Origin of the sequence: Heyndrickxia sp. FSL W8-0496, from assembly GCF_038007825.1 — a bacterium.
GTDB classification, from domain to species: Bacteria; Bacillota; Bacilli; order Bacillales; family Bacillaceae_C; genus Heyndrickxia; species Heyndrickxia oleronia.
This window is the reverse complement of the sequence record NZ_JBBOXX010000001.1, coordinates 1465199-1486973: the sequence shown is the minus strand read 5'-3', so window position 1 is coordinate 1486973 and position 21775 is coordinate 1465199. Positions and strand designations below refer to the sequence as shown.

Below are 21775 nucleotides of genomic sequence, written 5' to 3'. Positions count from 1 at the left end.
CTTTATCTCCCCCAAAACTACCTTACGTTAATTACTATGATCATTGCATTCTTGTTCTATATTATGCCCAACTTTTAAGATACACTTCTAAATCGACGGAGTCAACGAACATATCTTATGAAACTTTTTCCCTACCTTATTATATGACAACTAGACAAAAAAGTTCAGTAATCTATGATTCAAATATTGAAATGGGAATTTTTCTTTCCATTACATATAAAAATTGATTGACACCTATCCTTCATTTACCTACACTTTAGAGTGTACTCCTATTGTCATTTCGATGGACAATAGGAGGACTAAATCTGCATTAACAATAGATTTGCACGCCTTATGGATAATGCTGGGGAACAAAACCAGATGAACTTTTTCAAGGTAAAGATATGTAAAGGGAGAGACATAACAATGAGTTCACATTCTTCACCATTGGTGAAACCAGACAAAGGATGGCGAATTTGGTGGCAATTAACGCGACCCCATACGCTTACTGCTTCTTTTGTTCCTGTATTATTAGGGACAGCCTTTGCCATGCAAAACTCAAAGATTGATATTCCAATATTCATTGCAATGCTAGTGGCTTGCCTACTAATACAGGCAGCGACAAATATGTTTAATGAGTATTACGATTATGCTAGAGGACTAGACCATGAAGAATCAGTTGGAATTGGCGGTGCCATTGTCCGAAATGGTGTAAAACCAAAAACTGTTCTAAATCTTGCTCTGATTTTCTATGGGATCTCAGCATTATTAGGACTGTATATTATCATCAGTAGTTCCTGGTGGATTGCAGTTATTGGAGCCATATGTATGGCTGTTGGTTATTTTTATACTGGAGGACCCTTACCAATTGCATATACCCCTTTTGGAGAAATTATTTCAGGGTTCTTTATGGGGATTGTTATTATACTAATTTCTTATTTTATTCAAACCGGTAATATTACGACAGATAGTATTCTTATCTCTATTCCTATATTCATTTTAGTAGGAGCAATTATGTTATCCAATAACATTCGTGATTTAGATGGAGATAAGGAAAATGGACGGAAAACAGTTGCTATTCTAATAGGAAGAAAAAATGCAATTACATTACTTGCTACCATGTTTATAGTCTCATATCTATGGTTAATTGTTTTAGTGCTAATGCAGATCGTCACACCTTGGACTCTCATTACACTTTTAAGCCTTCCAATGCCTATTAAAGCGGTAAGAGGCTTCATAGGAAAGACAGAACCTATTCAAATGGTTCCTGCGATGAAAGCAACAGCTCAAACAAATACTTTCTTTGGTTTACTAGTAACAATTGGGCTTTTCATTTCATTTCTTATCAAGTAGTGAAATTCCATTTTTCATTTTTTGCTATTCCTTATAGCAACATAACATTAAAATGAGATTCAATGCTAAATGTGGGAGAAGTTATTTTTACTTCTCCCCTTTTTCTTTTATTCTAAGAAGATAATAGTTTTTGCTCAAAGCTTTCGTTCAGTTGATTCAACAGTCTCTACCAATTGTTCAAATCATTTCACTTTTGTTAAGGCTATACGTATACCCATGGGCTTTTGACAGACAGGAAAAAGGATTTTTTATAAGCCTGTTGAGATGGGCTTTGATTATTCTCCTATACTTTTTTATAATCAAGTAATATCATGTTAAAATTTCTTATGTATAGTTGATACTGGTTTCTTGAAAACTCACATAATGATTACGAGCATTTTTTATGTCTTAAAATTGTGTAAATCCCTACATCATATAGTATAGAACCAATATTACCTCTAGACAAAAAAAGGTAGTTTAAAAGTTTCTATTTTAGAAATCTTTTAAACTACCTTTTTTCTTAATAATGAATGACCCGTACGGGATTCGAACCCGTGTTACCGCCGTGAAAGGGCGGTGTCTTAACCGCTTGACCAACGGGCCGACAATACGGAGAAGGAGGGATTTGAACCCTCGCGCCGGTTACCCGACCTACACCCTTAGCAGGGGCGCCTCTTCAGCCACTTGAGTACTTCTCCAATTATATGGCTCCGCAGGTAGGATTCGAACCTACGACCGATCGGTTAACAGCCGATAGCTCTACCACTGAGCTACTGCGGAACAAGTAAATTATCATTATGGTGGGCCTAAATGGACTCGAACCATCGACCTCACGCTTATCAGGCGTGCGCTCTAACCAGCTGAGCTATAGGCCCACAAAAATTATGGAGCGGGTGATGGGAATCGAACCCACGACAACAGCTTGGAAGGCTGTAGTTTTACCACTAAACTACACCCGCATGATGGAGCCACTAATCGGAATCGACCTCACAAATGTCTGAGCCACAATCCAATTTTTAACCACTTTGGAATAGCCGTCATGTTCAACTAAACATTGGATTACATGTAGTTATTAGCCACTTAAACACATAAAATGGTGGCTCGGGACGGAATCGAACCGCCGACACATGGATTTTCAGTCCATTGCTCTACCGACTGAGCTACCGAGCCATATTATAAAATGGCGGTCCGGACGGGACTCGAACCCGCGACCTCCTGCGTGACAGGCAGGCATTCTAACCAACTGAACTACCGGACCAAATTTCTTTCAAGTTTACTTGAAAATGATTGCGGAGGCAGGATTTGAACCTGCGACCTTCGGGTTATGAGCCCGACGAGCTACCAGACTGCTCCACCCCGCGATGATAGTATAATAAATTTTTTAATCCAATCTTATCATCAACTGTCCCGATTTCAATATGCTTACTCTAGTAGCAGCTCAATCGGTACAACTCGTAGTTGTTCGATGAAGTAACGCTCGTTGCTCCACCCCGCGACGATAGTATAAAAAATCTTTTAAAGAAATAGTTATGGCGGAGGAAGAGGGATTCGAACCCCCGCGCGGTGTAACCCGCCTGTCGGTTTTCAAGACCGATCCCTTCAGCCAGACTTGGGTATTCCTCCAATTATATATGGTGGACCTTGTAGGACTCGAACCTACGACCGGACGGTTATGAGCCGTCTGCTCTAACCAGCTGAGCTAAAGGTCCTCTATGGTAGCGGCGGAGGGGATCGAACCCACGACCTCACGGGTATGAACCGTACGCTCTAGCCAGCTGAGCTACGCCGCCATAGTATATTTTAATTTTAAATATTGGTGGAGCCTAGCGGGATCGAACCGCTGACCTCCTGCGTGCAAAGCAGGCGCTCTCCCAGCTGAGCTAAGGCCCCAATTATATAATGGTCGGGAAGACAGGATTCGAACCTGCGACCCCATGGTCCCAAACCATGTGCTCTACCAAGCTGAGCTACTTCCCGTTCATGGCGCGCCCGAGAGGAGTCGAACCCCTAACCTTTTGATCCGTAGTCAAACGCTCTATCCAATTGAGCTACGGGCGCATGATTTATATCGTAAGATATTTTATGGAAGAATCTTTTGCTGCGCAAAAATTCTAAATGCCGAGGACCGGAATCGAACCGGTACGGTAGTCACCTACCGCAGGATTTTAAGTCCTGTGCGTCTGCCAGTTCCGCCACCCCGGCAAGGGTTGTTTGGAGCGGAAGACGGGATTCGAACCCGCGACCCCCACCTTGGCAAGGTGGTGTTCTACCACTGAACTACTTCCGCGACTTTATTTTATAATGCGGGTGAAGGGAGTCGAACCCCCACGCCTTGCGGCGCCAGATCCTAAGTCTGGTGCGTCTGCCAATTCCGCCACACCCGCGTTATGAAAAAATGTTTTTCGTTTAACAAAAAGGTAAGTTATGTTTCCTTACAAAAAACAATGGTGAGCCATGAAGGACTCGAACCTTCGACCCTCTGATTAAAAGTCAGATGCTCTACCAACTGAGCTAATGGCTCTTTATGAATATAATTAATAGTATAAGCATGTACTTCGAATATAAATGCATCTACGACGTCCCAATCTCAGCAAGATTATTCAAGCTGTATCTCGATTGGTACGCTGATGTTACTCTTCGTAGCGTACTCGATCGTGCTCTACCAACTGAGCTAATGGCTCGTAATGACCTGAGTGGTGCCGGCCAGAGGACTTGAACCCCCAACCTACTGATTACAAGTCAGTTGCTCTACCAATTGAGCTAGGCCGGCATTAGTATATTATAATCCCCAAACAGAGATTAGTTATAATAGTCGTCCAGCTTTCAGTTTGCTTATTCAAGCAGCAGCTCAAGCTGTACGCTGATGTATTTCAAAGTAGTTTATTCGGTCGTGCTCTACCAATTGAGCTAGGCCGGCATTATATATGGTGGAGGATGACGGGATCGAACCGCCGACCCCCTGCTTGTAAGGCAGGTGCTCTCCCAGCTGAGCTAATCCTCCGTAAATGCCTGGCAACGTCCTACTCTTGCAGGGGGAGAGCCCCCAACTACCATCGGCGCTAAGAAGCTTAACTTCCGTGTTCGGGATGCGAACGGGTGTGACCTTCTTGCCATAGTTACCAGACTATATTTTGTTAAGGGTTTATTCCCTCAAAACTAGATATATAAAGAAGTAACGGTTCATAACCTCAAATCTATTTGGTTAAGTCTTCGATCTATTAGTATTCGTCAGCTCCATGTGTCGCCACACTTCCACCTCGAACCTATCAACCTGATCATCTTTCAGGGATCTTATTTAGATAAACTAAGGGAAATCTCATCTTGAGGGGGGCTTCATGCTTAGATGCTTTCAGCACTTATCCCTTCCGCACATAGCTACCCAGCGATGCCTTTGGCAAGACAACTGGTACACCAGCGGTGCGTCCATCCCGGTCCTCTCGTACTAAGGACAGCTCCTCTCAAATTTCCTACGCCCACGACGGATAGGGACCGAACTGTCTCACGACGTTCTGAACCCAGCTCGCGTACCGCTTTAATGGGCGAACAGCCCAACCCTTGGGACCGACTACAGCCCCAGGATGCGATGAGCCGACATCGAGGTGCCAAACCTCCCCGTCGATGTGGACTCTTGGGGGAGATAAGCCTGTTATCCCCGGGGTAGCTTTTATCCGTTGAGCGATGGCCCTTCCATGCGGAACCACCGGATCACTAAGCCCGACTTTCGTCCCTGCTCGACTTGTAGGTCTCGCAGTCAAGCTCCCTTGTGCCTTTACACTCTGCGAATGATTTCCAACCATTCTGAGGGAACCTTTGGGCGCCTCCGTTACCTTTTAGGAGGCGACCGCCCCAGTCAAACTGCCTGCCTGACACTGTCTCCCACCCCGATTCAGGGGTGCGGGTTAGAATTTCAATACAGCCAGGGTAGTATCCCACCGATGCCTCCACCGAAGCTGGCGCTCCGGCTTCAAAGGCTCCTACCTATCCTGTACAAGCTGTACCAAAATTCAATATCAAGCTGCAGTAAAGCTCCACGGGGTCTTTCCGTCCTGTCGCGGGTAACCTGCATCTTCACAGGTACTATAATTTCACCGAGTCTCTCGTTGAGACAGTGCCCAGATCGTTGCGCCTTTCGTGCGGGTCAGAACTTACCTGACAAGGAATTTCGCTACCTTAGGACCGTTATAGTTACGGCCGCCGTTTACTGGGGCTTCAATTCAAAGCTTCGTCTTGCGACTAACCTCTCCTCTTAACCTTCCAGCACCGGGCAGGCGTCAGCCCCTATACTTCGCCTTACGGCTTCGCAGAGACCTGTGTTTTTGCTAAACAGTCGCCTGGGCCTATTCACTGCGGCTCTCTCGGGCTTGCACCCTAACAGAGCACCCCTTCTCCCGAAGTTACGGGGTCATTTTGCCGAGTTCCTTAACGAGAGTTCTCTCGCTCACCTTAGGATTCTCTCCTCGCCTACCTGTGTCGGTTTGCGGTACGGGCACCTTTCACCTCACTAGAGGATTTTCTAGGCAGTGTGGAATCAGGAACTTCGGTACTAAATTTCCCTCGCCATCACAGCTCAAGGTATCTGGTGACGGGATTTGCCTCGTCACCCCTCTAACTGCTTGGACGCACTATTCCAGCAGTGCGCTTACCCTATCCTCCTGCGTCCCCCCATCGTTCAAACGGTGAAGAGGTGGTACAGGAATATCAACCTGTTGTCCATCGCCTACGCCTTTCGGCCTCGGCTTAGGTCCCGACTAACCCTGAGCGGACGAGCCTTCCTCAGGAAACCTTAGGCATTCGGTGGAAGGGATTCTCACCCTTCTTTCGCTACTCATACCGGCATTCTCACTTCTAAGCGCTCCACCAGTCCTTACGGTCTAGCTTCGCAGCCCTTAGAACGCTCTCCTACCACGGACACCTGACGGTGTCCATCCACAGCTTCGGTGATACGTTTAGCCCCGGTACATTTTCGGCGCAGAGTCACTCGACCAGTGAGCTATTACGCACTCTTTAAATGGTGGCTGCTTCTAAGCCAACATCCTGGTTGTCTAAGCAACTCCACATCCTTTTCCACTTAACGTATACTTTGGGACCTTAGCTGGTGGTCTGGGCTGTTTCCCTCTTGACTACGGATCTTATCACTCGCAGTCTGACTCCTAAGGATAAGTCATTGGCATTCGGAGTTTGTCTGAATTCGGTAACCCGATGAGGGCCCCTAGTCCAAACAGTGCTCTACCTCCAAGACTCTTACCTTAAGGCTAGCCCTAAAGCTATTTCGGAGAGAACCAGCTATCTCCAAGTTCGATTGGAATTTCTCCGCTACCCACACCTCATCCCCGCACTTTTCAACGTGCGTGGGTTCGGGCCTCCAGTAAGTGTTACCTTACCTTCACCCTGGACATGGGTAGATCACCTGGTTTCGGGTCTACGACCTCATACTTAATCGCCCTATTCAGACTCGCTTTCGCTGCGGCTCCGCCTCTTCAGCTTAACCTTGCATGAAATCGTAACTCGCCGGTTCATTCTACAAAAGGCACGCTATCACCCGGCGTTTTTCCAAAGGAAAATACGCACAGGGCTCTAACTACTTGTAGGCACACGGTTTCAGGTTCTCTTTCACTCCCCTTCCGGGGTGCTTTTCACCTTTCCCTCACGGTACTGGTTCACTATCGGTCACTAGGGAGTATTTAGCCTTGGGAGATGGTCCTCCCTGCTTCCGACGGGATTTCACGTGTCCCGCCGTACTCAGGATCCACTCTGGAGGGAACGAAGTTTCAACTACAGGGTTGTTACCTTCTTTGACGGGCCTTTCCAGACCTCTTCATCTACTCCGTTCCTTTGTAACTCCGTATAGAGTGTCCTACAACCCCAAGAGGCAAGCCTCTTGGTTTGGGCTTCTTCCGTTTCGCTCGCCGCTACTCAGGAAATCGCAATTGCTTTCTCTTCCTCCGGGTACTTAGATGTTTCAGTTCCCCGGGTCTGCCTTCCTTACTCTATGTATTCAAGTAAGGATACTACCCCATTACGGGCAGTGGGTTCCCCCATTCGGAAATCTCCGGATCAAAGCTCGCTTACAGCTCCCCGAAGCATATCGGTGTTAGTCCCGTCCTTCATCGGCTCCTAGTGCCAAGGCATTCACCGTGCGCCCTTACTAACTTAACCTAAAAGGTTATTTAAAACTACTTAATGGATTCATCCATAAAGTGGCGATTCTCGGTTATTACTTGGTTACTTCTTATATTATCTAGTTTTCAAAGAACAAACATATCTATTGAAAGGATTAACCTTTCAAAACTGAACAAAACAGAAGACGTCTGAACCACGTAAGTGGTTTTCCATATTCCTTAGAAAGGAGGTGATCCAGCCGCACCTTCCGATACGGCTACCTTGTTACGACTTCACCCCAATCATCTGTCCCACCTTCGGCGGCTGGCTCCAAAAGGTTACCTCACCGACTTCGGGTGTTACAAACTCTCGTGGTGTGACGGGCGGTGTGTACAAGGCCCGGGAACGTATTCACCGCGGCATGCTGATCCGCGATTACTAGCGATTCCGGCTTCATGTAGGCGAGTTGCAGCCTACAATCCGAACTGAGAATGGTTTTATGGGATTGGCTAAACCTCGCGGTCTTGCAGCCCTTTGTACCATCCATTGTAGCACGTGTGTAGCCCAGGTCATAAGGGGCATGATGATTTGACGTCATCCCCACCTTCCTCCGGTTTGTCACCGGCAGTCACCTTAGAGTGCCCAACTAAATGCTGGCAACTAAGGTCAAGGGTTGCGCTCGTTGCGGGACTTAACCCAACATCTCACGACACGAGCTGACGACAACCATGCACCACCTGTCACTCCTGTCCCCGAAGGGAAATCCCTATCTCTAGGGAGGTCAAGAGGATGTCAAGACCTGGTAAGGTTCTTCGCGTTGCTTCGAATTAAACCACATGCTCCACCGCTTGTGCGGGCCCCCGTCAATTCCTTTGAGTTTCAGCCTTGCGGCCGTACTCCCCAGGCGGAGTGCTTAATGCGTTAGCTGCAGCACTAAAGGGCGGAAACCCTCTAACACTTAGCACTCATCGTTTACGGCGTGGACTACCAGGGTATCTAATCCTGTTCGCTCCCCACGCTTTCGCGCCTCAGCGTCAGTTACAGACCAGAGAGTCGCCTTCGCCACTGGTGTTCCTCCACATCTCTACGCATTTCACCGCTACACGTGGAATTCCACTCTCCTCTTCTGCACTCAAGTCTCCCAGTTTCCAATGGCCGCTTGCGGTTGAGCCGCAAGATTTCACATCAGACTTAAGAAACCGCCTGCGCGCGCTTTACGCCCAATAATTCCGGACAACGCTTGCCACCTACGTATTACCGCGGCTGCTGGCACGTAGTTAGCCGTGGCTTTCTGGTTAGGTACCGTCAAGGTACCGCCCTATTCGAACGATACTTGTTCTTCCCTAACAACAGAGTTTTACGATCCGAAAACCTTCATCACTCACGCGGCGTTGCTCCGTCAGACTTTCGTCCATTGCGGAAGATTCCCTACTGCTGCCTCCCGTAGGAGTCTGGGCCGTGTCTCAGTCCCAGTGTGGCCGATCACCCTCTCAAGTCGGCTACGCATCGTCGCCTTGGTGAGCCGTTACCTCACCAACTAGCTAATGCGCCGCGGGTCCATCTGTAAGTGATAGCCGGAGCCATCTTTCAATTCTCCTTCATGCGAAGGAAAAAGTTATCCGGTATTAGCCCCGGTTTCCCGGAGTTATCCCAGTCTTACAGGCAGGTTACCCACGTGTTACTCACCCGTCCGCCGCTAATCATCAGGGAGCAAGCTCCCATCAGATTCGCTCGACTTGCATGTATTAGGCACGCCGCCAGCGTTCGTCCTGAGCCAGGATCAAACTCTCCAAAAAGATGTTTGATATAGCTCTTTATAAATAAAAGTAATTCATTGACGTTTCGTTTTGTTCAGTTTTCAAAGATCAATCATCAGTCTTTTTTCCAAAAAGACGACTTTTATATTCTATCATCCATCCGATTCACTGTCAACATCTTTTTTTACGTATTAAATGAGATTTTTTATTCTTCTGTATCGGACGAATAATAATATAACATGGATAGAATATCATTGCAATACATTTTTATAAATTTAAATTTATAAAAACATAAACATACTTTGTACAATTAATAAATATATTTTATCAAAATCATAAAAATTAAGGAAGGTGTAAATGTGTGAATATTTTAGGATTATTGCTTTCTTTTTCAATGGCTATCTATTTATTCATTTACTCTTTCATTAGTGAATTAAAACGAACTAATCATCATGCTCCACGAGGAACTACATTTCTACTTTCAATGATCATGGCATTTATTTTTTCCGGTTTAACCTATCTTTTTATTCGATAAAATTTATTTCAAAGCTTTATAAAAAAAGGGATTATAATAGTAATTTCATAATCCCTTTTAACAAATCTATTGTGCATGAAGTGCATGTTTATCTAAAGCTTTTGCTTTACTTTTTTTCTCATCGATAATAAATAAAGAAATACTTATTATAATGACTGCACCACCCATTATCTGAGTCCACAAAATTTTCTCTTGTAAAATAAAGTACGCTAGAATAGAAGCACCGATAGGTTCAAATAAAATAGCCATCGAAATAATAGATGTACTCAACCATTTAACAACCCAATTAAAAAGACTATGACCTAATAGCGTTGGTAAAATCGCTAATAGTATAAAATAAATCCAATCAGTTTGTTTAGTAGGTAGTAATGATTCTCCTGCAAACAAAACATAAATAATTAGGACGATTGAACTGATTGCATAAACAATAAATGTATAGGTCATTAGCGACAGCCTCTGACGTACATTTTGGCCAAACAGTAAATATGCTGTTACAAGTATACATGCCAAGAATGCCAAGAGGTCACCAAACAAAGCCATTCCACTAACAGTGAAATCTCCCCAGCTAATTATTACGCTCCCTACGACAGCACAAATACCACACAAAATTGCTTTTAAAGAAAATGATTCTTTGAAGAAGAAGAAGGTTCCTATAAATGCAAATAATGGCTGTAATGTAACTAATACAGTCGAACTAGCAACTGAAGTGTAGTTTAATGATTCAAACCATAGAATAAAATGGAATGCTAAACATACTCCTGAAATTATTGAAAAGATCCAATCCCGCTTAGTTATCCCTTTCAATTCCTTTATATTTTTCATTAGGAATATCGGTAACATGATGATAACCGAAAAGAATAGACGATAAAATGCTATTACTCCTGAATCAGAAGTACATAGTTTTACTAGTATAGCTGATGCGGAGACGGTGATCACCCCTACAACTAAAATAAAATAAGGGTTTATTTTTGGACTGTTCATACAATTCTCCTTCAATATGATAAAATATACTCACTATTTTATATTGTCTTATTAATATTTTCTAGCATTGATTTTTTTATAGGGGAAAAGGGGGATTTAATGGAAGTTATAAATATAGATGTATTCATTAAGCTAGGTATCTCAGCAATACTTGGATTAATAATTGGTTTAGAGAGAGAATTAAAAAGGAAACCGTTAGGATTAAAAACTAGTCTTGTAATCTCAATTATTAGTTGCCTTTTGACCATTGTTTCGATTCAGTCTGCTTATCAATTTCCTCACTCAAATGGAGTTCCTATCCAGATGGATCCATTACGACTTGCTGCACAAATTGTATCAGGAATCGGTTTTCTAGGTGCTGGAGTAATCTTAAAAAAAGGAAACGACAATATCACCGGCCTAACTACTGCGGCAATGATCTGGGGAGCTGGAGGGATTGGTATTGCAGTGGGAGCAGGCTTTTATTATGAAGCAGCTGCAGGAGTTATTTTACTAATGATCAGTGTAGAAATTATTCCATCTATTTTAACAAAATTTGGTCCAAAACAATTAAGGAAAAAGGATCTGCAGCTTAGACTGATTGTTATGGATAAAAGGAATATTGACAAAGTAATAGAAAAACTCGAAGCCAATAAGATAACGATTGAAGGTATAAGAATTAAAGATCTTCAAAATGAAGGTCATCTTATCATTTTAAGGGCTGTTGCAAGCTTCAGAAAGCCAACTACTGAAATCTACCATATTATTTCTAGTTTAAATGAGATTGAAAGTACAGAAATTGAATATTAAAAAATTGAAAGAAACGGCTCTCCAAAATTATGAGCCGCTTTTTTCTTTTGGCTCTTTTCTCAAGCATTGCTGTTATTTAAATAAAGTTTTAATGAATAACGATCGGCTAAAGACCTACACCTTCGTGTCTTCTGAAAAAAGTGCTCCAAACTCTCCATAAGAAAACTGGTCTTCCTTTTACATGATTTAACCTACATGTCTTTTTCCTAAATACGCTTCTTTTATCCGATCATCTTCTAGTAATTCTTTTGAAAAACCTTCAATTATTATCTCTCCCCTTTCCATTACACAGGCACGATCTGAATGTTTGAGCGCTGATTGAACATTTTGCTCAACTAGGATGATTGTCGTACCGAAATTATCTCTTAATTGTATTAATATATTCATAATATCTTTCACAATTAATGGAGCTAGACCAAGGGAGGGTTCATCAAGTAACATTAATTTAGGATTTGCCATTAATCCTCTAGCGATGGCAAGCATTTGTTGTTCCCCACCACTTAATAATCCCCCAAGCCGTTCCTCCATTGACTTTAATGGGGGAAATAGTTCAAAGCACTGGTCCATTTCCTTCATTACAGCTTTTTTCTCTTTTTTATATCGATGATAAGCACCTAATAGAATATTCTCCTTCACTGTTAAGGAATCAAAGATTTGTCTTCTTTCAGGAACAAGACAGACACCCTTTTTAATCATGCTTTCAACCTTTTGTGCTTCTACAGATTCATTTTCAAGAAGAATTTCTCCTTTTTTAGAACGGTACAATCCACAAATCGTACCTAATAATGTACTCTTTCCAGCGCCATTTGAACCAACAATCGCAAAGATTTCCCCTTTAGATAGTTCGAAGCTAACACCCTTTAGCACATGTAAATAACCGTGATACGTATGAATATTCCTTACTTTTAGCATAATGTTAACTCCCCACCTCTTCACCCAAATACGCAGATATAACCCTCTTATTCATATAGATTTCTTCAGGTGTTCCTTCAGCAATTTTCTCACCATAATCCAAGACAATGATTCGATCAGAATTATTCATGACCGTTTCCATATCATGTTCAATAAATAAAAATGTCATCCCATCAGACCTCATTCGGCGAATAACTTCTACTAATTGGCGTGATTCTTCCGGATTTAGTCCAGCCATCGGTTCATCTAATAAAATCATTTTAGGATTAGCTGCGGCAGCTCTAGCAATCTCAACTAATCTAAGATTTCCATATGGTAATGATTTCGTCTCCTCGTATGCTAAATGGCGAATACCAACCATATCTAAACATTCCATTGCAATTTCGATTGCTTGACTTTCTTCCTTTTTTACATGTGGTAACCTAAATCCAGCATGTAAAATCCCTGTTCTAAATCGTATATGCGTTCCCGTCATTACATTCTCAACTACATTCATGTTTTCAAAAATTTGCAGATTTTGAAAGGTCCTTGTAATACCTTCTGCAGCTATAAGAAATGGCTTCATACGTGTAATGTTTCTACGATAAAAAGTTACATAACCTGAACTGGGGGGGATCACACCTGTTATCATATTAAATAAAGTAGTTTTTCCCGCTCCATTTGGCCCGATAATCGCTACAATTTCCTTTTCACTAACGTGAAAATCTACATTATTAATCGCCAATACTCCCCCAAATGATTTGGTCAGCCCCTTAATTTCCAAAATTGGATCAGAAATCATCATTATTCACCTCCTGTTTGATTCTCGATCGCTTTATTTCTACCTTTAAATAAAAAGCTAATTTTATCCCCTAGCTTTTTTAATGGAGATATAAATCCTTTTGGCATAAAAATTAACATCACTACAATTAATAAACCAAAGAAAATGATTTGAAATTCCCCACCCACATTAGGAAAAATAGTTGGGGTAATTTCCTTTAACCATTCACTTAAAAATACATATAATGCTGCACCAATGACACCACCCCAAACACTAGCAGATCCACCTATAACGACAATAATTAAAAAATTGATTGATTCCATTGCTGTAAAAAGATTTGGATTAATAAATGTAATATAATGTGCATATAAGCTACCTGCAATCGAGGCATAGATTGCACTTAACACAAATACTTGAAGCTTATATTTTTGTATATTTATCCCAATAGAACTAGCTGCCACTTCACTTCCATGAATCGAACGTAGCGCTCTACCAACTCTTGATTGAATCATATTATTTGCAAATATAATTCCAAGCAGTACAAGAATCCAGGTTAATAGGTAAAACTTTATGTCCGTATCAAAGAGAAATCCAAATACGTTGAACACGGGGATACCAAAAAAACCGTTAAGTCCCCCTGTCAATCCTTTAAACTCTTTAAAAAAAGTGAAAATAATAATCCCAAACCCTAATGTAGCAAGGGCTAAATAATTTTCCTTCAATTTTAATGTCGGGTGACCGATGATATAAGCAATAATCCCTGCAATGATCAAACCAACAATAATTCCAATTACACTTGGCAAGCCATATGTTCCAGTTATAATTGCGGTTGAATAAGCACCAATTCCATAAAAAGCAGCATGCCCCAAAGAGATTTGACCTGCATATCCCATTAACATTGTCAATCCTGTTCCTACCAATGCATATAAGCCAATAAGTATCATCATACCTAGGAAAAATGAATTCGAGATGAAGGGTAAAATAATAATGACGGCAACTAAAATAATCCATTTAATATAATGTAAAAGATTGCCCATGCGTAACACCCTCCCTAGACTCTTTTTCCTGATCTTTTTGAAAATAGCCCATTAGGCATGAGAAATAAAACAAGCAATAATAAAGCAAAACTAATTGCATCCTTATATCCACTTGACCATAAACCCTCTGTAAATGCTTCTAATAACCCGATTAAAAAGGCACCAATGATTGCAGCTGGAGCATTAGTTAAGCCGCCTATTACTGCAGCAACAAAAGCTTTCATCCCCAATGTTAATCCCATATCATACGAAGCACCAGATATTGGTGCAATAATAATTCCTGCAATGGCACCTAGTCCTGCACTAATAATAATTGATATAAATGACATAAACTCCGGTTTAATCCCCATTAAACGCGCAGCAAACCGATTGACAACGCAAGCTGTTACTGCTTTTCCAATAAGGGTATAATTAAAAAAGTAAAACATTACAAGGAAACTTATTAAGGAAATTCCTATTGCCCATAAGCTTTGTGGTAAAATTACTGCATTTAACATAGTAATCGGATCATTTTTTGAAAAAGCCGGTAGCGCTCTTGATTGGGTTCCCCAAATAAGGATCCCTAGACCTCTAAATGCAATGGCTACACCAATGGTAATAATAATAAGAGTAGGTAAGGAAGCGTTTCTAGCTGGATAAATAGCAGCTCGCTCAAATATGCCACCGATACACGCAACGATCAAAATGCTTAAAATAATAGCTAAAAGCATTGGAACCTTCATTAAAAAAAATGAAATGGCAATCATAGCACCTAGCATCGCGAATTCACCTTGTGCAAAATTTAAAACTCCGGTCATGTTGTACGTTAAAACAAATCCAATGGCAATTAACGCATAGATACTCCCTATAGTTAAACCAGAAAAGATTAGTTGAATGATTTGGCTCGAGACATCCATCCTCAATTCCCCCGTTCGAAATACAGACAAGGATAAATTATCTCCTTGCCTGTCCTGACTTAGTACTTATTCACCGATGCTCCATTTCCCGTCATCATCAATTTTAACCATTATTAAACTATCTGGCCCTAAACCATTATGATCATCACTTGTCATATTAAATTCGCCGGATATTCCAATAAAACTCTGTGTTTTTTCTAATTCATCACGAATTTTTGCTTTATCACCTTTAGATTTTTCAAGAGCTATTTTTAAAATGTGAAAGGCATCCCATGTGTGCCCGCCAAATGTACTTGGTTCCTTATTATATGTCTTTTCAAACGCAGCTTTATATTTAAGTAGTGTCGATTTTTGTTTGTCACTCTCTGCAAGTTCATCGACTACTAATAATTTTCCTGCAGGAAAAATGACCCCATTTGCTGCATCACCAGCTAATTCAATAAAATCTTTTGAACCAATTCCATGACTTTCAATAATCGGCATCTCCATACCTAATTCTCGAATATTCTTCGTAATAACTGCTGATTCTTTTGCTGTTCCCCAAACAATTATTGCTTGAGGGTTCTCCTTCTTAACCTTGGTTAACATTGCTTTTGCATCATTGACCGTTGCTTCGAATTCTTCCTCTACAATGGCTTGAATCCCGTATTCAGGGGCCAATTTTTCAAACTCCTCATGTCCACTAGTACCATAGGAATTGGCTACACCTAACCATGCAACATTCGTTAAATCTTGGGATTTTAAATATTCCAGCAGTTTAGGGATAACAATATCGTCCCCTTGGGCCGTCTTAAAAGTCCACTTTCTTGAAGAACCATCATCAGGGTTATTGACTTGTTTACTTGCAGCTAAAGAGATATATGGAACTCCTGCTTTTTCAATTAGCGGAATCATTGCTAAACTATTGCCACTAATCGTTCCCCCAATAATTGCCTGAACTTTTTCCTGATCAATTAATTTTTTAGTTGCTAAAACAGCTTCATTTTGATCGGATTTGGAATCAATCGAGATTAATTTTATTTTCTTTCCTCCAATTCCTCCTTCCTCATTAACTTGTTCAACAAGCATTTTTAATGTTTCCTCTTCACCTTTTCCTAAAGGTGCCGAACCACCTGAAGAATCAATCACCGCTCCAATCTTAATCGTATCTTCACTGCTTGCTGATTTTTCACTACATGCACTCATCCCAAAAGCAACTAAAACAACCATCAATCCCATCAACCACTTTTTCATACTTTCGACCTCCTTTTTCCATAATCGTCTAAAGTTTTCTTTTATAAGTAATGAAGTTTAATAGCATGATTTGTCCAATCTACAACTAAATTTATTCATCGTTATAAGAAATTATGTTCACCCCAATATATATATAAAGGCTGTTTTCGTATAGTTTGTTGCTTTTGTAAAAGCCTAACTGCCGACTTTTACTCCCAATGAAAGATTCTAGCTGTTCTTATAAAGATTGCAGCTCTTTCTCAGTAAAATGATACGTGTAGCGATCCTCAGTCGATATTTAATAGTTATAACTTAACTTAAATAGCAACAATGTTTGAGAAAAAAAGCCAAAAAAAACGACTCTATCATAGAGTCGTGCTTATCATTTGGATGTAAAAGGAAAAAAGTCCAATTAAGATAGATTTTAATGATATAATTAAATTATACTTCTATTTAAGGAGGAATAACGATGGATATTGCAGCTATGTCAATTGGGATGCACCAAGCACAATTACAACAAAACATTAGCCTAGCGTTAACAAAGAAAGTCATGGATCAATCGGAAACGCAAATGGAGGGATTAGTGCAACTATTACAAACATCTGCACCTGCTCCACATCCGACAACTGGTAATACAATCGATATTAGTATTTAAGGCTGTTTTCGTATAAAGTATTGATCTAATTAAATTTTTTCATCAGTAAAAAAAAAGCAAAGAGGATAACCATATGATTATCCCCTTTGCATTTTTTTGTTATCTTTTTATTTAACCGAACCGACCTGCACATGTACTCTTTCTCTTCTCAGCATAATCATATATAAAATAATTGAAATAACTACTGAGATTGCTGCTGTTTTATATATACTGCCATATCCAAACATATGACCAATTTGTCCAAAAACCATGGCACCAATTCCGACACCTAAATCAAAAAATGAAAAGAAGGTAGCATTCGCCATTCCCTTACGATTCTTCGACGCTTTATCGATCGACCATGCTTGTAAAGCTGGTTGAACAGAGCCGAATCCAAAACCATAAAGAAAGGCAGCAATAAATAATACATACGTGTTTGGGAGCCAGGCTAATAGAATCATCGCAAATACAATCAGTATTGCTCCTGGAATAAAGATGGCACGATGGCCTCTTTTATCATATAATCTTCCAGCAAATGTTCTTGTTAACATTAATGCTAATGCGTAAATAAGGAAGTACCATTGAATACCAGAAATTCCTTTTTCAGCAGTATATAAAGGAAGAAATGATGCTATTCCGCCAAAAGTAACGGTAATAAAAAATAATAATAAAGACGGTGGTAATGCAGATTTTTCATAAAAGTCCCATTTAACCGTTTGTGTTTGAGCTACAGGTTTTTCCACTTTTTTATAACGAATTCTTGATGATAATAATAAAGCAGCTAATCCTAAAATAGCACAAATAAAAAATAACTGTTGAAAGGATAAAACCCCAGACAAAGCTAAACCGAGAGATGGTCCAAATGCCAAGGCTAAATTCCCGGAAAGACCATAGTAGCCCATTCCTTCTCCTCTTCTTTTTGGAGGAATTAAATCAGTGGCAATAGTTCCCGAAGCAGTTGTAGAAAATCCCCAGCCTACCCCTTGGATAACTCGTAATACAAATAAAAAAGCAATGCTAAATGCAAAGCCAAAAGAACCGACCGATAGTACGAAAATGGCAAGACCTATTAAATATACAAAACGTCTCCCCTTTGATTCTAATGCATGACCAGCTATAGGGCGTAAAAGTAATGCAGAGAATGTAAAAATACCAACAACAAATCCAATTAGTTGATCATTACCTCCTAAATGTTCGACAAACAAAGGAATTGTCGGTAATGTCATTTGAAAACCAAGGAAAATAAAAAAGTTAGCTAGACAAATTAATACAAAATCTTTCGTCCAAATCTTTTCCTTTCCTGATTTCATCTGAAGGTCTTCATTATTTAAACTCATGGATGTCCTCCTTCTTATTAAGTTGTCATTTTACATTTTACATAAAATTATTTCGATTGGCTAATTAAATGATTATTTTATTATTTCGGATTTATTACAAAGAACAATATGGTTAATTAAAACAACTTCATTCCTTATCAAAAATAGTTAGTTGTAGAGTAATTTATTTCTAGCCATTAAACAAATCAGACATATTATCTTAAAATTCATAGGATGACAGGTCACAGTTTGATTTACAAATGACATACGAATACCCTCTTGAGTTATCTAATACAAAGTGATTGTCATACAAGACATAACAGAACGAGTAACCGCCTAACTTGTAAATTTACTCAGATTATCACAGATAACAGATTCTTATCCAAGAAATACACAATAAAAAACGACATTGTCTCTCACAAACGAGAAACAATATCGTTAATAAAAAACTGGAGCATAGGGGGATCGAACCCCTGATCTCGACGCTGCCAGCGTAGCAACTCATTTTTGATGGTTTGAGATTATCTTTGAATAAGACTTGATTAAAATTGTTTTCGTAATCGTGTATAGGAGCAAAAGGAACGAAAATGAAGGTTGTTGACAAGTTTAGTCAACAATTCGTCAACAAACCCTTTTATCTCGTTTCTTCTATATTATTACCTGTATCAACGGTATAATGAGAACAGCTAAGATTAAATAATCTGGGGTGAATACTATGACCATAAACATAGATATATATTTAAAGTTAGAGGATAAATATTATCAAAAAGGTGGCAGTTTCTCCACTCTAACACCTTTCAATGGTGCTGTTGATGCTGCTAAATATGCTTATATTTACATTAAACAATTCAAAAAGGAACATGGTAATAAAGAGGTGCAAATTTATAAAGTTATTTATGAGGAAACAATTAATATTACTGAAGAAGTTCAGAAGTTATATAAGAATAGAAATTTATATCTTGTGAAATAAACAAAGACCTCTCTCCATATAGAAAAAATCTATAAATGAGTGGGAAGCAGTAGTGGAAATAGATAGACAACAAATTGACCATTTTACATTCGCGACTTATTATGGAAAATTTATTGATTAATTCAATTTATCTAATTTGTTTTTAATCTACTCACATGTTATACTTACTGTAATATTTTTTATTCACGATTCTTTTTTAAAGAACTCAACCACACTATAAAAGAATTAAATAGTACCATCTTTCTATTAAAAAAATCCATTCATTATTCCACATAACTCAATTAAGATTTATCCATTCAATTATCCACTACCACGAATAAATTTTAATTTTGACTTTTTAATAAGTTTAATTCACACTTCTACGCTCTGGGAATCATTAGGGCGAAAGGAAGATAAGGCATTTTTTTTATTTGATAGGTCAATATTAATTAGGAAGTTACAATTTTATGTGAATTTTAGTATTGAAAGGAAATGATAATTTGGCAGCTACTCATTCATTCTCTAAGGGAGAAGAATTGGCAAACTCAATTACACATGGTATAGGAGCAATATTAAGTATAGTAGCATTAGTTCTGTTAATCATATTTGGAAGTATTAAAGGGAGCGAATTGCATATTGTAAGTTTTGGCATTTTCGGCATTACAATGCTGTTTTTATATATTTCGTCCACACTTGTTCATTCGCTCAGACAAGGCAAGGCAAAAGATATATTTGAAATATTAGACCACTCTGCAATTTATTTTTTTATTGCGGGGACGTATACACCTTATTTATTTATCATTGTCCAAGGATGGCAAGGGTGGACGATATTTGGAATCGTATGGGGTTTAGCCATTTTGGGTACAGTATTTAAGTGTTTTTTTGTTAAGAAATATTTATATACTTCAACTATTTTGTATTTATTAATGGGCTGGTCCATTATAGTGATTTGGAAGCCGATTATACAAAATTTAAGTATAACAGGAATCGTACTTTTAGTTGCAGGTGGGTTAATTTATAGTATTGGTTCCATATTTTATATGTGGAGAGGATTTAAATATCATCATGCCATATGGCATGTCTTTGTAATTGCTGGTAGTGCATGTCACTTTTTCGGAGTATTATTATATTTATAGTTAATTAAATCTCTTTTAAAACAGTATAGTACGCTTAGTTGAATAAGTAATAGCCCCTCTCGATTTGGAGTGACCCCTGTCAAGTAGACAGTATTAAGTAAGCACCACTAAATAACCTGAGTTCTATATTCATAAGGACTCAGGTTATTTAATTTCTTTTGAAACCTCTGATGATTATAAAATCGTATGTATTTTTGTACGGCAAACTTAACGTCTGCAGCTGTTCGGAAAGAATAGAGATTAAAACATTCCGATTTAAAGTGACTAAAGAAGCTCTCCATACATGCATTATCCCAACAGTTCCCTTTCCGAGACATAGACTGTTTCATCTGATTCTTTTTAAGAAGTTGATGATATAAACGCGATGTATATTGAAATCCTTGATCACTATGAAGGAGGATTCCTGTTACATCATGTTTCATTATTGCTTTCTTAAGTGTATCTACTACTAATTTTAAATCATTTCTACTACTAATTTGGAAAGCGACTACCTCATTGTTATATAAATCTATAATGACGGAAAGATAGAGTTTTTGCCCATTAAAAATAAGATATGTAATGTCTGTAATCCATTTCTCATTAGGTTTTGAAGCTTGAAAAGCTCTATTTAAATGGTTGTTTGAAACAATATAAGCTTCCTTTTTTCCGTAGTATGGTCGTTTCTGTCTAATTCTTGCGCGAATGTCAAGTTCATTCATTAAACGTTTCACACGTTTATGATTGATGCACAGATTATAAGTTAAACGTAACCACACTAGTATTCTTCGATATCCGTAAATACCCTTTAATTTTCTATGACACTCTAAGATCTTTTCTTTGATCTCTTCATTTTCTAATTGTTTTGGAGAAAGGCATGACTGCCTTTTAACCCACTTATAATAGCCACTCCTTGAAACTCCGGCAATCTTACATAATAATTGGAGAGAGAAATCTCCTCCAGCCATATCTTGAATCACCTGATACTTCTTTTTCTTAGGTACTTCATCCATTCCTCCTTTCACATTTCTAAGAGCTTTTTTAGCATTTCGTTCTCTGCTTGAAGTAATTTTATTTTAGTTTCTGGATCTTCTGAAAGAGTTCTAGGTCTGCCCATACCGATTCCTTTAGACTTCCCCCGTTTCTCTTCAAGTCCCATCATTCCTTCATTATTAAAGTGGTTCACCCATCTTCTTACTTGATTTTTATCTATCCCTAACTCTTTAGCAATAAGGTTATAACCCATTCCTTCTTCTAGATGGAGGTCCACCACTTTTTTCTTGAAATCTATATCATAAGTTTTTCGCTTTTTCTCCATAAAAAAATCCCCTCCATAGTAGACATTAATGTGCTTTCTTTTTTCTGTCTACTATTAGGGCATCATATCAATTGAGAAGGGCTATTTATGTGGCATCGTGATGTTAATTTATTTTGTGAGACAATCAAACATTCCATATTCCTCCAGTTTTTATTCA

At 39.4% G+C, this 21775-nt stretch carries 15 protein-coding genes, 20 tRNA genes and 3 rRNA genes; 6 read left to right on the top strand and 32 right to left on the bottom strand.

Annotation, left to right across the window (positions count from 1 at the left end; genetic code table 11):
* Positions 1–405: 405 nt before the first annotated feature.
* Positions 406–1332, top strand: a complete 927-nt coding sequence (locus tag NST63_RS07425; protein WP_058005648.1) for a 1,4-dihydroxy-2-naphthoate polyprenyltransferase — start codon at positions 406–408, stop codon at positions 1330–1332.
* Positions 1333–1842: 510 nt separating this feature from the next.
* Here NST63_RS07425 and NST63_RS07420 read toward each other — a convergent pair.
* The 23 genes from NST63_RS07420 to NST63_RS07310 form a co-directional block, all read right to left on the bottom strand.
* A tRNA-Glu gene (locus NST63_RS07420) sits at positions 1843–1914 on the bottom strand.
* 7 nt (positions 1915–1921) lie between these two features.
* Positions 1922–2009: transfer RNA gene (locus tag NST63_RS07415), tRNA-Ser, on the bottom strand.
* A 7-nt stretch (positions 2010–2016) separates the two neighbouring features.
* Positions 2017–2091: transfer RNA gene (locus NST63_RS07410), tRNA-Asn, on the bottom strand.
* Positions 2092–2109: 18 nt separating this feature from the next.
* A tRNA-Ile gene (locus NST63_RS07405) sits at positions 2110–2186 on the bottom strand.
* Positions 2187–2196: 10 nt separating this feature from the next.
* A tRNA-Gly gene (locus tag NST63_RS07400) sits at positions 2197–2270 on the bottom strand.
* Between the two features lie 135 nt (positions 2271–2405).
* Positions 2406–2481: transfer RNA gene (locus NST63_RS07395), tRNA-Phe, on the bottom strand.
* An 11-nt stretch (positions 2482–2492) separates the two neighbouring features.
* A tRNA-Asp gene (locus NST63_RS07390) sits at positions 2493–2569 on the bottom strand.
* Between the two features lie 29 nt (positions 2570–2598).
* Positions 2599–2672, bottom strand: a tRNA-Met gene (locus NST63_RS07385).
* A 169-nt stretch (positions 2673–2841) separates the two neighbouring features.
* Positions 2842–2934: transfer RNA gene (locus tag NST63_RS07380), tRNA-Ser, on the bottom strand.
* Between the two features lie 9 nt (positions 2935–2943).
* Positions 2944–3020: transfer RNA gene (locus NST63_RS07375), tRNA-Ile, on the bottom strand.
* A gap of 4 nt (positions 3021–3024) precedes the next feature.
* Positions 3025–3101 (bottom strand) — tRNA-Met (locus NST63_RS07370).
* Positions 3102–3125: 24 nt separating this feature from the next.
* Positions 3126–3201, bottom strand: a tRNA-Ala gene (locus NST63_RS07365).
* 10 nt (positions 3202–3211) lie between these two features.
* Positions 3212–3288 (bottom strand) — tRNA-Pro (locus NST63_RS07360).
* Between the two features lie 4 nt (positions 3289–3292).
* Positions 3293–3369: transfer RNA gene (locus tag NST63_RS07355), tRNA-Arg, on the bottom strand.
* A 58-nt stretch (positions 3370–3427) separates the two neighbouring features.
* Positions 3428–3513: transfer RNA gene (locus NST63_RS07350), tRNA-Leu, on the bottom strand.
* Positions 3514–3523: 10 nt separating this feature from the next.
* Positions 3524–3598: transfer RNA gene (locus NST63_RS07345), tRNA-Gly, on the bottom strand.
* A gap of 15 nt (positions 3599–3613) precedes the next feature.
* A tRNA-Leu gene (locus NST63_RS07340) sits at positions 3614–3695 on the bottom strand.
* A gap of 61 nt (positions 3696–3756) precedes the next feature.
* A tRNA-Lys gene (locus NST63_RS07335) sits at positions 3757–3832 on the bottom strand.
* Positions 3833–4005: 173 nt separating this feature from the next.
* Positions 4006–4081: transfer RNA gene (locus NST63_RS07330), tRNA-Thr, on the bottom strand.
* Positions 4082–4236: 155 nt separating this feature from the next.
* A tRNA-Val gene (locus NST63_RS07325) sits at positions 4237–4312 on the bottom strand.
* 6 nt (positions 4313–4318) lie between these two features.
* Positions 4319–4435: ribosomal RNA gene (gene rrf, locus NST63_RS07320) — 5S ribosomal RNA — on the bottom strand.
* Between the two features lie 74 nt (positions 4436–4509).
* Positions 4510–7467: ribosomal RNA gene (locus NST63_RS07315) — 23S ribosomal RNA — on the bottom strand.
* Between the two features lie 186 nt (positions 7468–7653).
* Positions 7654–9206, bottom strand: a 16S ribosomal RNA gene (locus NST63_RS07310).
* Together the 16S, 23S and 5S rRNA genes with 20 tRNA genes alongside form the textbook arrangement of a ribosomal RNA operon.
* 322 nt (positions 9207–9528) lie before the next feature.
* Between NST63_RS07310 and NST63_RS07305 the strand changes: the two genes are divergently transcribed.
* Positions 9529–9702, top strand: a complete 174-nt coding sequence (locus NST63_RS07305) for a hypothetical protein (RefSeq protein WP_341041709.1) — start codon at positions 9529–9531, stop codon at positions 9700–9702.
* A 66-nt stretch (positions 9703–9768) separates the two neighbouring features.
* Here NST63_RS07305 and NST63_RS07300 read toward each other — a convergent pair whose 3' ends face one another.
* Positions 9769–10683 carry a DMT family transporter gene (locus NST63_RS07300; protein ID WP_341041707.1) on the bottom strand — a complete coding sequence of 305 codons (915 nt, stop codon included), beginning with the start codon at positions 10681–10683 and terminating at the stop codon, positions 9769–9771.
* Between the two features lie 99 nt (positions 10684–10782).
* Between NST63_RS07300 and NST63_RS07295 the strand changes: the two genes are divergently transcribed.
* Positions 10783–11472, top strand: coding sequence for an MgtC/SapB family protein (locus tag NST63_RS07295; RefSeq protein ID WP_212946399.1), 690 nt, complete (start codon positions 10783–10785; stop codon positions 11470–11472).
* 186 nt (positions 11473–11658) lie between these two features.
* On the opposite strand, the gene NST63_RS07290 is transcribed toward NST63_RS07295, so the two are convergent.
* The 5 genes from NST63_RS07290 to NST63_RS07270 form a co-directional block, all read right to left on the bottom strand.
* Positions 11659–12384 carry an ABC transporter ATP-binding protein gene (locus tag NST63_RS07290; RefSeq protein ID WP_212946398.1) on the bottom strand — a complete coding sequence of 242 codons (726 nt, stop codon included), beginning with the start codon at positions 12382–12384 and terminating at the stop codon, positions 11659–11661.
* A gap of 4 nt (positions 12385–12388) precedes the next feature.
* Positions 12389–13165: an ABC transporter ATP-binding protein gene (locus NST63_RS07285; protein WP_341044158.1), complete on the bottom strand. Its 777-nt coding sequence runs from the start codon at positions 13163–13165 to the stop codon at positions 12389–12391.
* Between the two features lie 2 nt (positions 13166–13167).
* Positions 13168–14181 (bottom strand): branched-chain amino acid ABC transporter permease, encoded by a 1014-nt coding sequence (locus NST63_RS07280; RefSeq protein WP_212946397.1) that lies wholly within the window; start codon positions 14179–14181, stop codon positions 13168–13170.
* Between the two features lie 14 nt (positions 14182–14195).
* Complete coding sequence (locus NST63_RS07275; RefSeq protein WP_078111248.1) at positions 14196–15077, bottom strand: branched-chain amino acid ABC transporter permease; 882 nt, start codon at positions 15075–15077, stop codon at positions 14196–14198.
* Between the two features lie 66 nt (positions 15078–15143).
* On the bottom strand, positions 15144–16310 hold the full coding sequence (locus NST63_RS07270) for an ABC transporter substrate-binding protein (RefSeq protein ID WP_078111249.1): 1167 nt from the start codon (positions 16308–16310) through the stop codon (positions 15144–15146).
* Between the two features lie 448 nt (positions 16311–16758).
* Here NST63_RS07270 and NST63_RS07265 point away from each other — a divergent pair, with 448 nt between their 5' ends.
* Entirely contained in the window at positions 16759–16944 is a 186-nt protein-coding gene (locus NST63_RS07265; RefSeq protein WP_071977802.1) for a YjfB family protein, read from the top strand.
* Between the two features lie 107 nt (positions 16945–17051).
* Here NST63_RS07265 and NST63_RS07260 read toward each other — a convergent pair whose 3' ends face one another.
* Positions 17052–18260, bottom strand: a complete 1209-nt coding sequence (locus tag NST63_RS07260) for an MFS transporter (protein WP_071977801.1) — start codon at positions 18258–18260, stop codon at positions 17052–17054.
* A gap of 694 nt (positions 18261–18954) precedes the next feature.
* Here NST63_RS07260 and NST63_RS07255 point away from each other — a divergent pair.
* A complete protein-coding gene (locus NST63_RS07255; RefSeq protein WP_212946395.1) occupies positions 18955–19209 on the top strand; it encodes a hypothetical protein in 255 nt (84 codons plus the stop codon).
* A 479-nt stretch (positions 19210–19688) separates the two neighbouring features.
* Positions 19689–20324: a PAQR family membrane homeostasis protein TrhA gene (gene trhA, locus NST63_RS07250; protein ID WP_212946394.1), complete on the top strand. Its 636-nt coding sequence runs from the start codon at positions 19689–19691 to the stop codon at positions 20322–20324.
* Between the two features lie 107 nt (positions 20325–20431).
* Here trhA and NST63_RS07245 read toward each other — a convergent pair whose 3' ends face one another.
* Positions 20432–21313, bottom strand: a complete 882-nt coding sequence (locus NST63_RS07245; protein WP_341041706.1) for an IS3 family transposase — start codon at positions 21311–21313, stop codon at positions 20432–20434.
* Between the two features lie 8 nt (positions 21314–21321).
* Positions 21322–21618: a transposase gene (locus tag NST63_RS07240; RefSeq protein WP_071977797.1), complete on the bottom strand. Its 297-nt coding sequence runs from the start codon at positions 21616–21618 to the stop codon at positions 21322–21324.
* Positions 21619–21775: the final 157 nt, after the last annotated feature.

Excerpts from the sequence above, each read along its gene's own strand:
- NST63_RS07425 (WP_058005648.1), top strand. The coding sequence starts at position 406 with ATGAGTTCACATTCTTCACCATTGGTGAAACCAGACAAAGGATGGCGA.
- NST63_RS07300 (WP_341041707.1), bottom strand. The coding sequence starts at position 10,683 with ATGAACAGTCCAAAAATAAACCCTTATTTTATTTTAGTTGTAGGGGTG.
- NST63_RS07295 (WP_212946399.1), top strand. The coding sequence starts at position 10,783 with ATGGAAGTTATAAATATAGATGTATTCATTAAGCTAGGTATCTCAGCA.
- NST63_RS07290 (WP_212946398.1), bottom strand. The coding sequence starts at position 12,384 with ATGCTAAAAGTAAGGAATATTCATACGTATCACGGTTATTTACATGTG.
- NST63_RS07285 (WP_341044158.1), bottom strand. The coding sequence starts at position 13,165 with ATGATTTCTGATCCAATTTTGGAAATTAAGGGGCTGACCAAATCATTT.
- NST63_RS07280 (WP_212946397.1), bottom strand. The coding sequence starts at position 14,181 with ATGGGCAATCTTTTACATTATATTAAATGGATTATTTTAGTTGCCGTC.
- NST63_RS07275 (WP_078111248.1), bottom strand. The coding sequence starts at position 15,077 with ATGGATGTCTCGAGCCAAATCATTCAACTAATCTTTTCTGGTTTAACT.
- NST63_RS07270 (WP_078111249.1), bottom strand. The coding sequence starts at position 16,310 with ATGAAAAAGTGGTTGATGGGATTGATGGTTGTTTTAGTTGCTTTTGGG.
- NST63_RS07265 (WP_071977802.1), top strand. The coding sequence starts at position 16,759 with ATGGATATTGCAGCTATGTCAATTGGGATGCACCAAGCACAATTACAA.
- NST63_RS07260 (WP_071977801.1), bottom strand. The coding sequence starts at position 18,260 with ATGAGTTTAAATAATGAAGACCTTCAGATGAAATCAGGAAAGGAAAAG.
- NST63_RS07255 (WP_212946395.1), top strand. The coding sequence starts at position 18,955 with ATGACCATAAACATAGATATATATTTAAAGTTAGAGGATAAATATTAT.
- NST63_RS07245 (WP_341041706.1), bottom strand. The coding sequence starts at position 21,313 with ATGGATGAAGTACCTAAGAAAAAGAAGTATCAGGTGATTCAAGATATG.
- NST63_RS07240 (WP_071977797.1), bottom strand. The coding sequence starts at position 21,618 with ATGGAGAAAAAGCGAAAAACTTATGATATAGATTTCAAGAAAAAAGTG.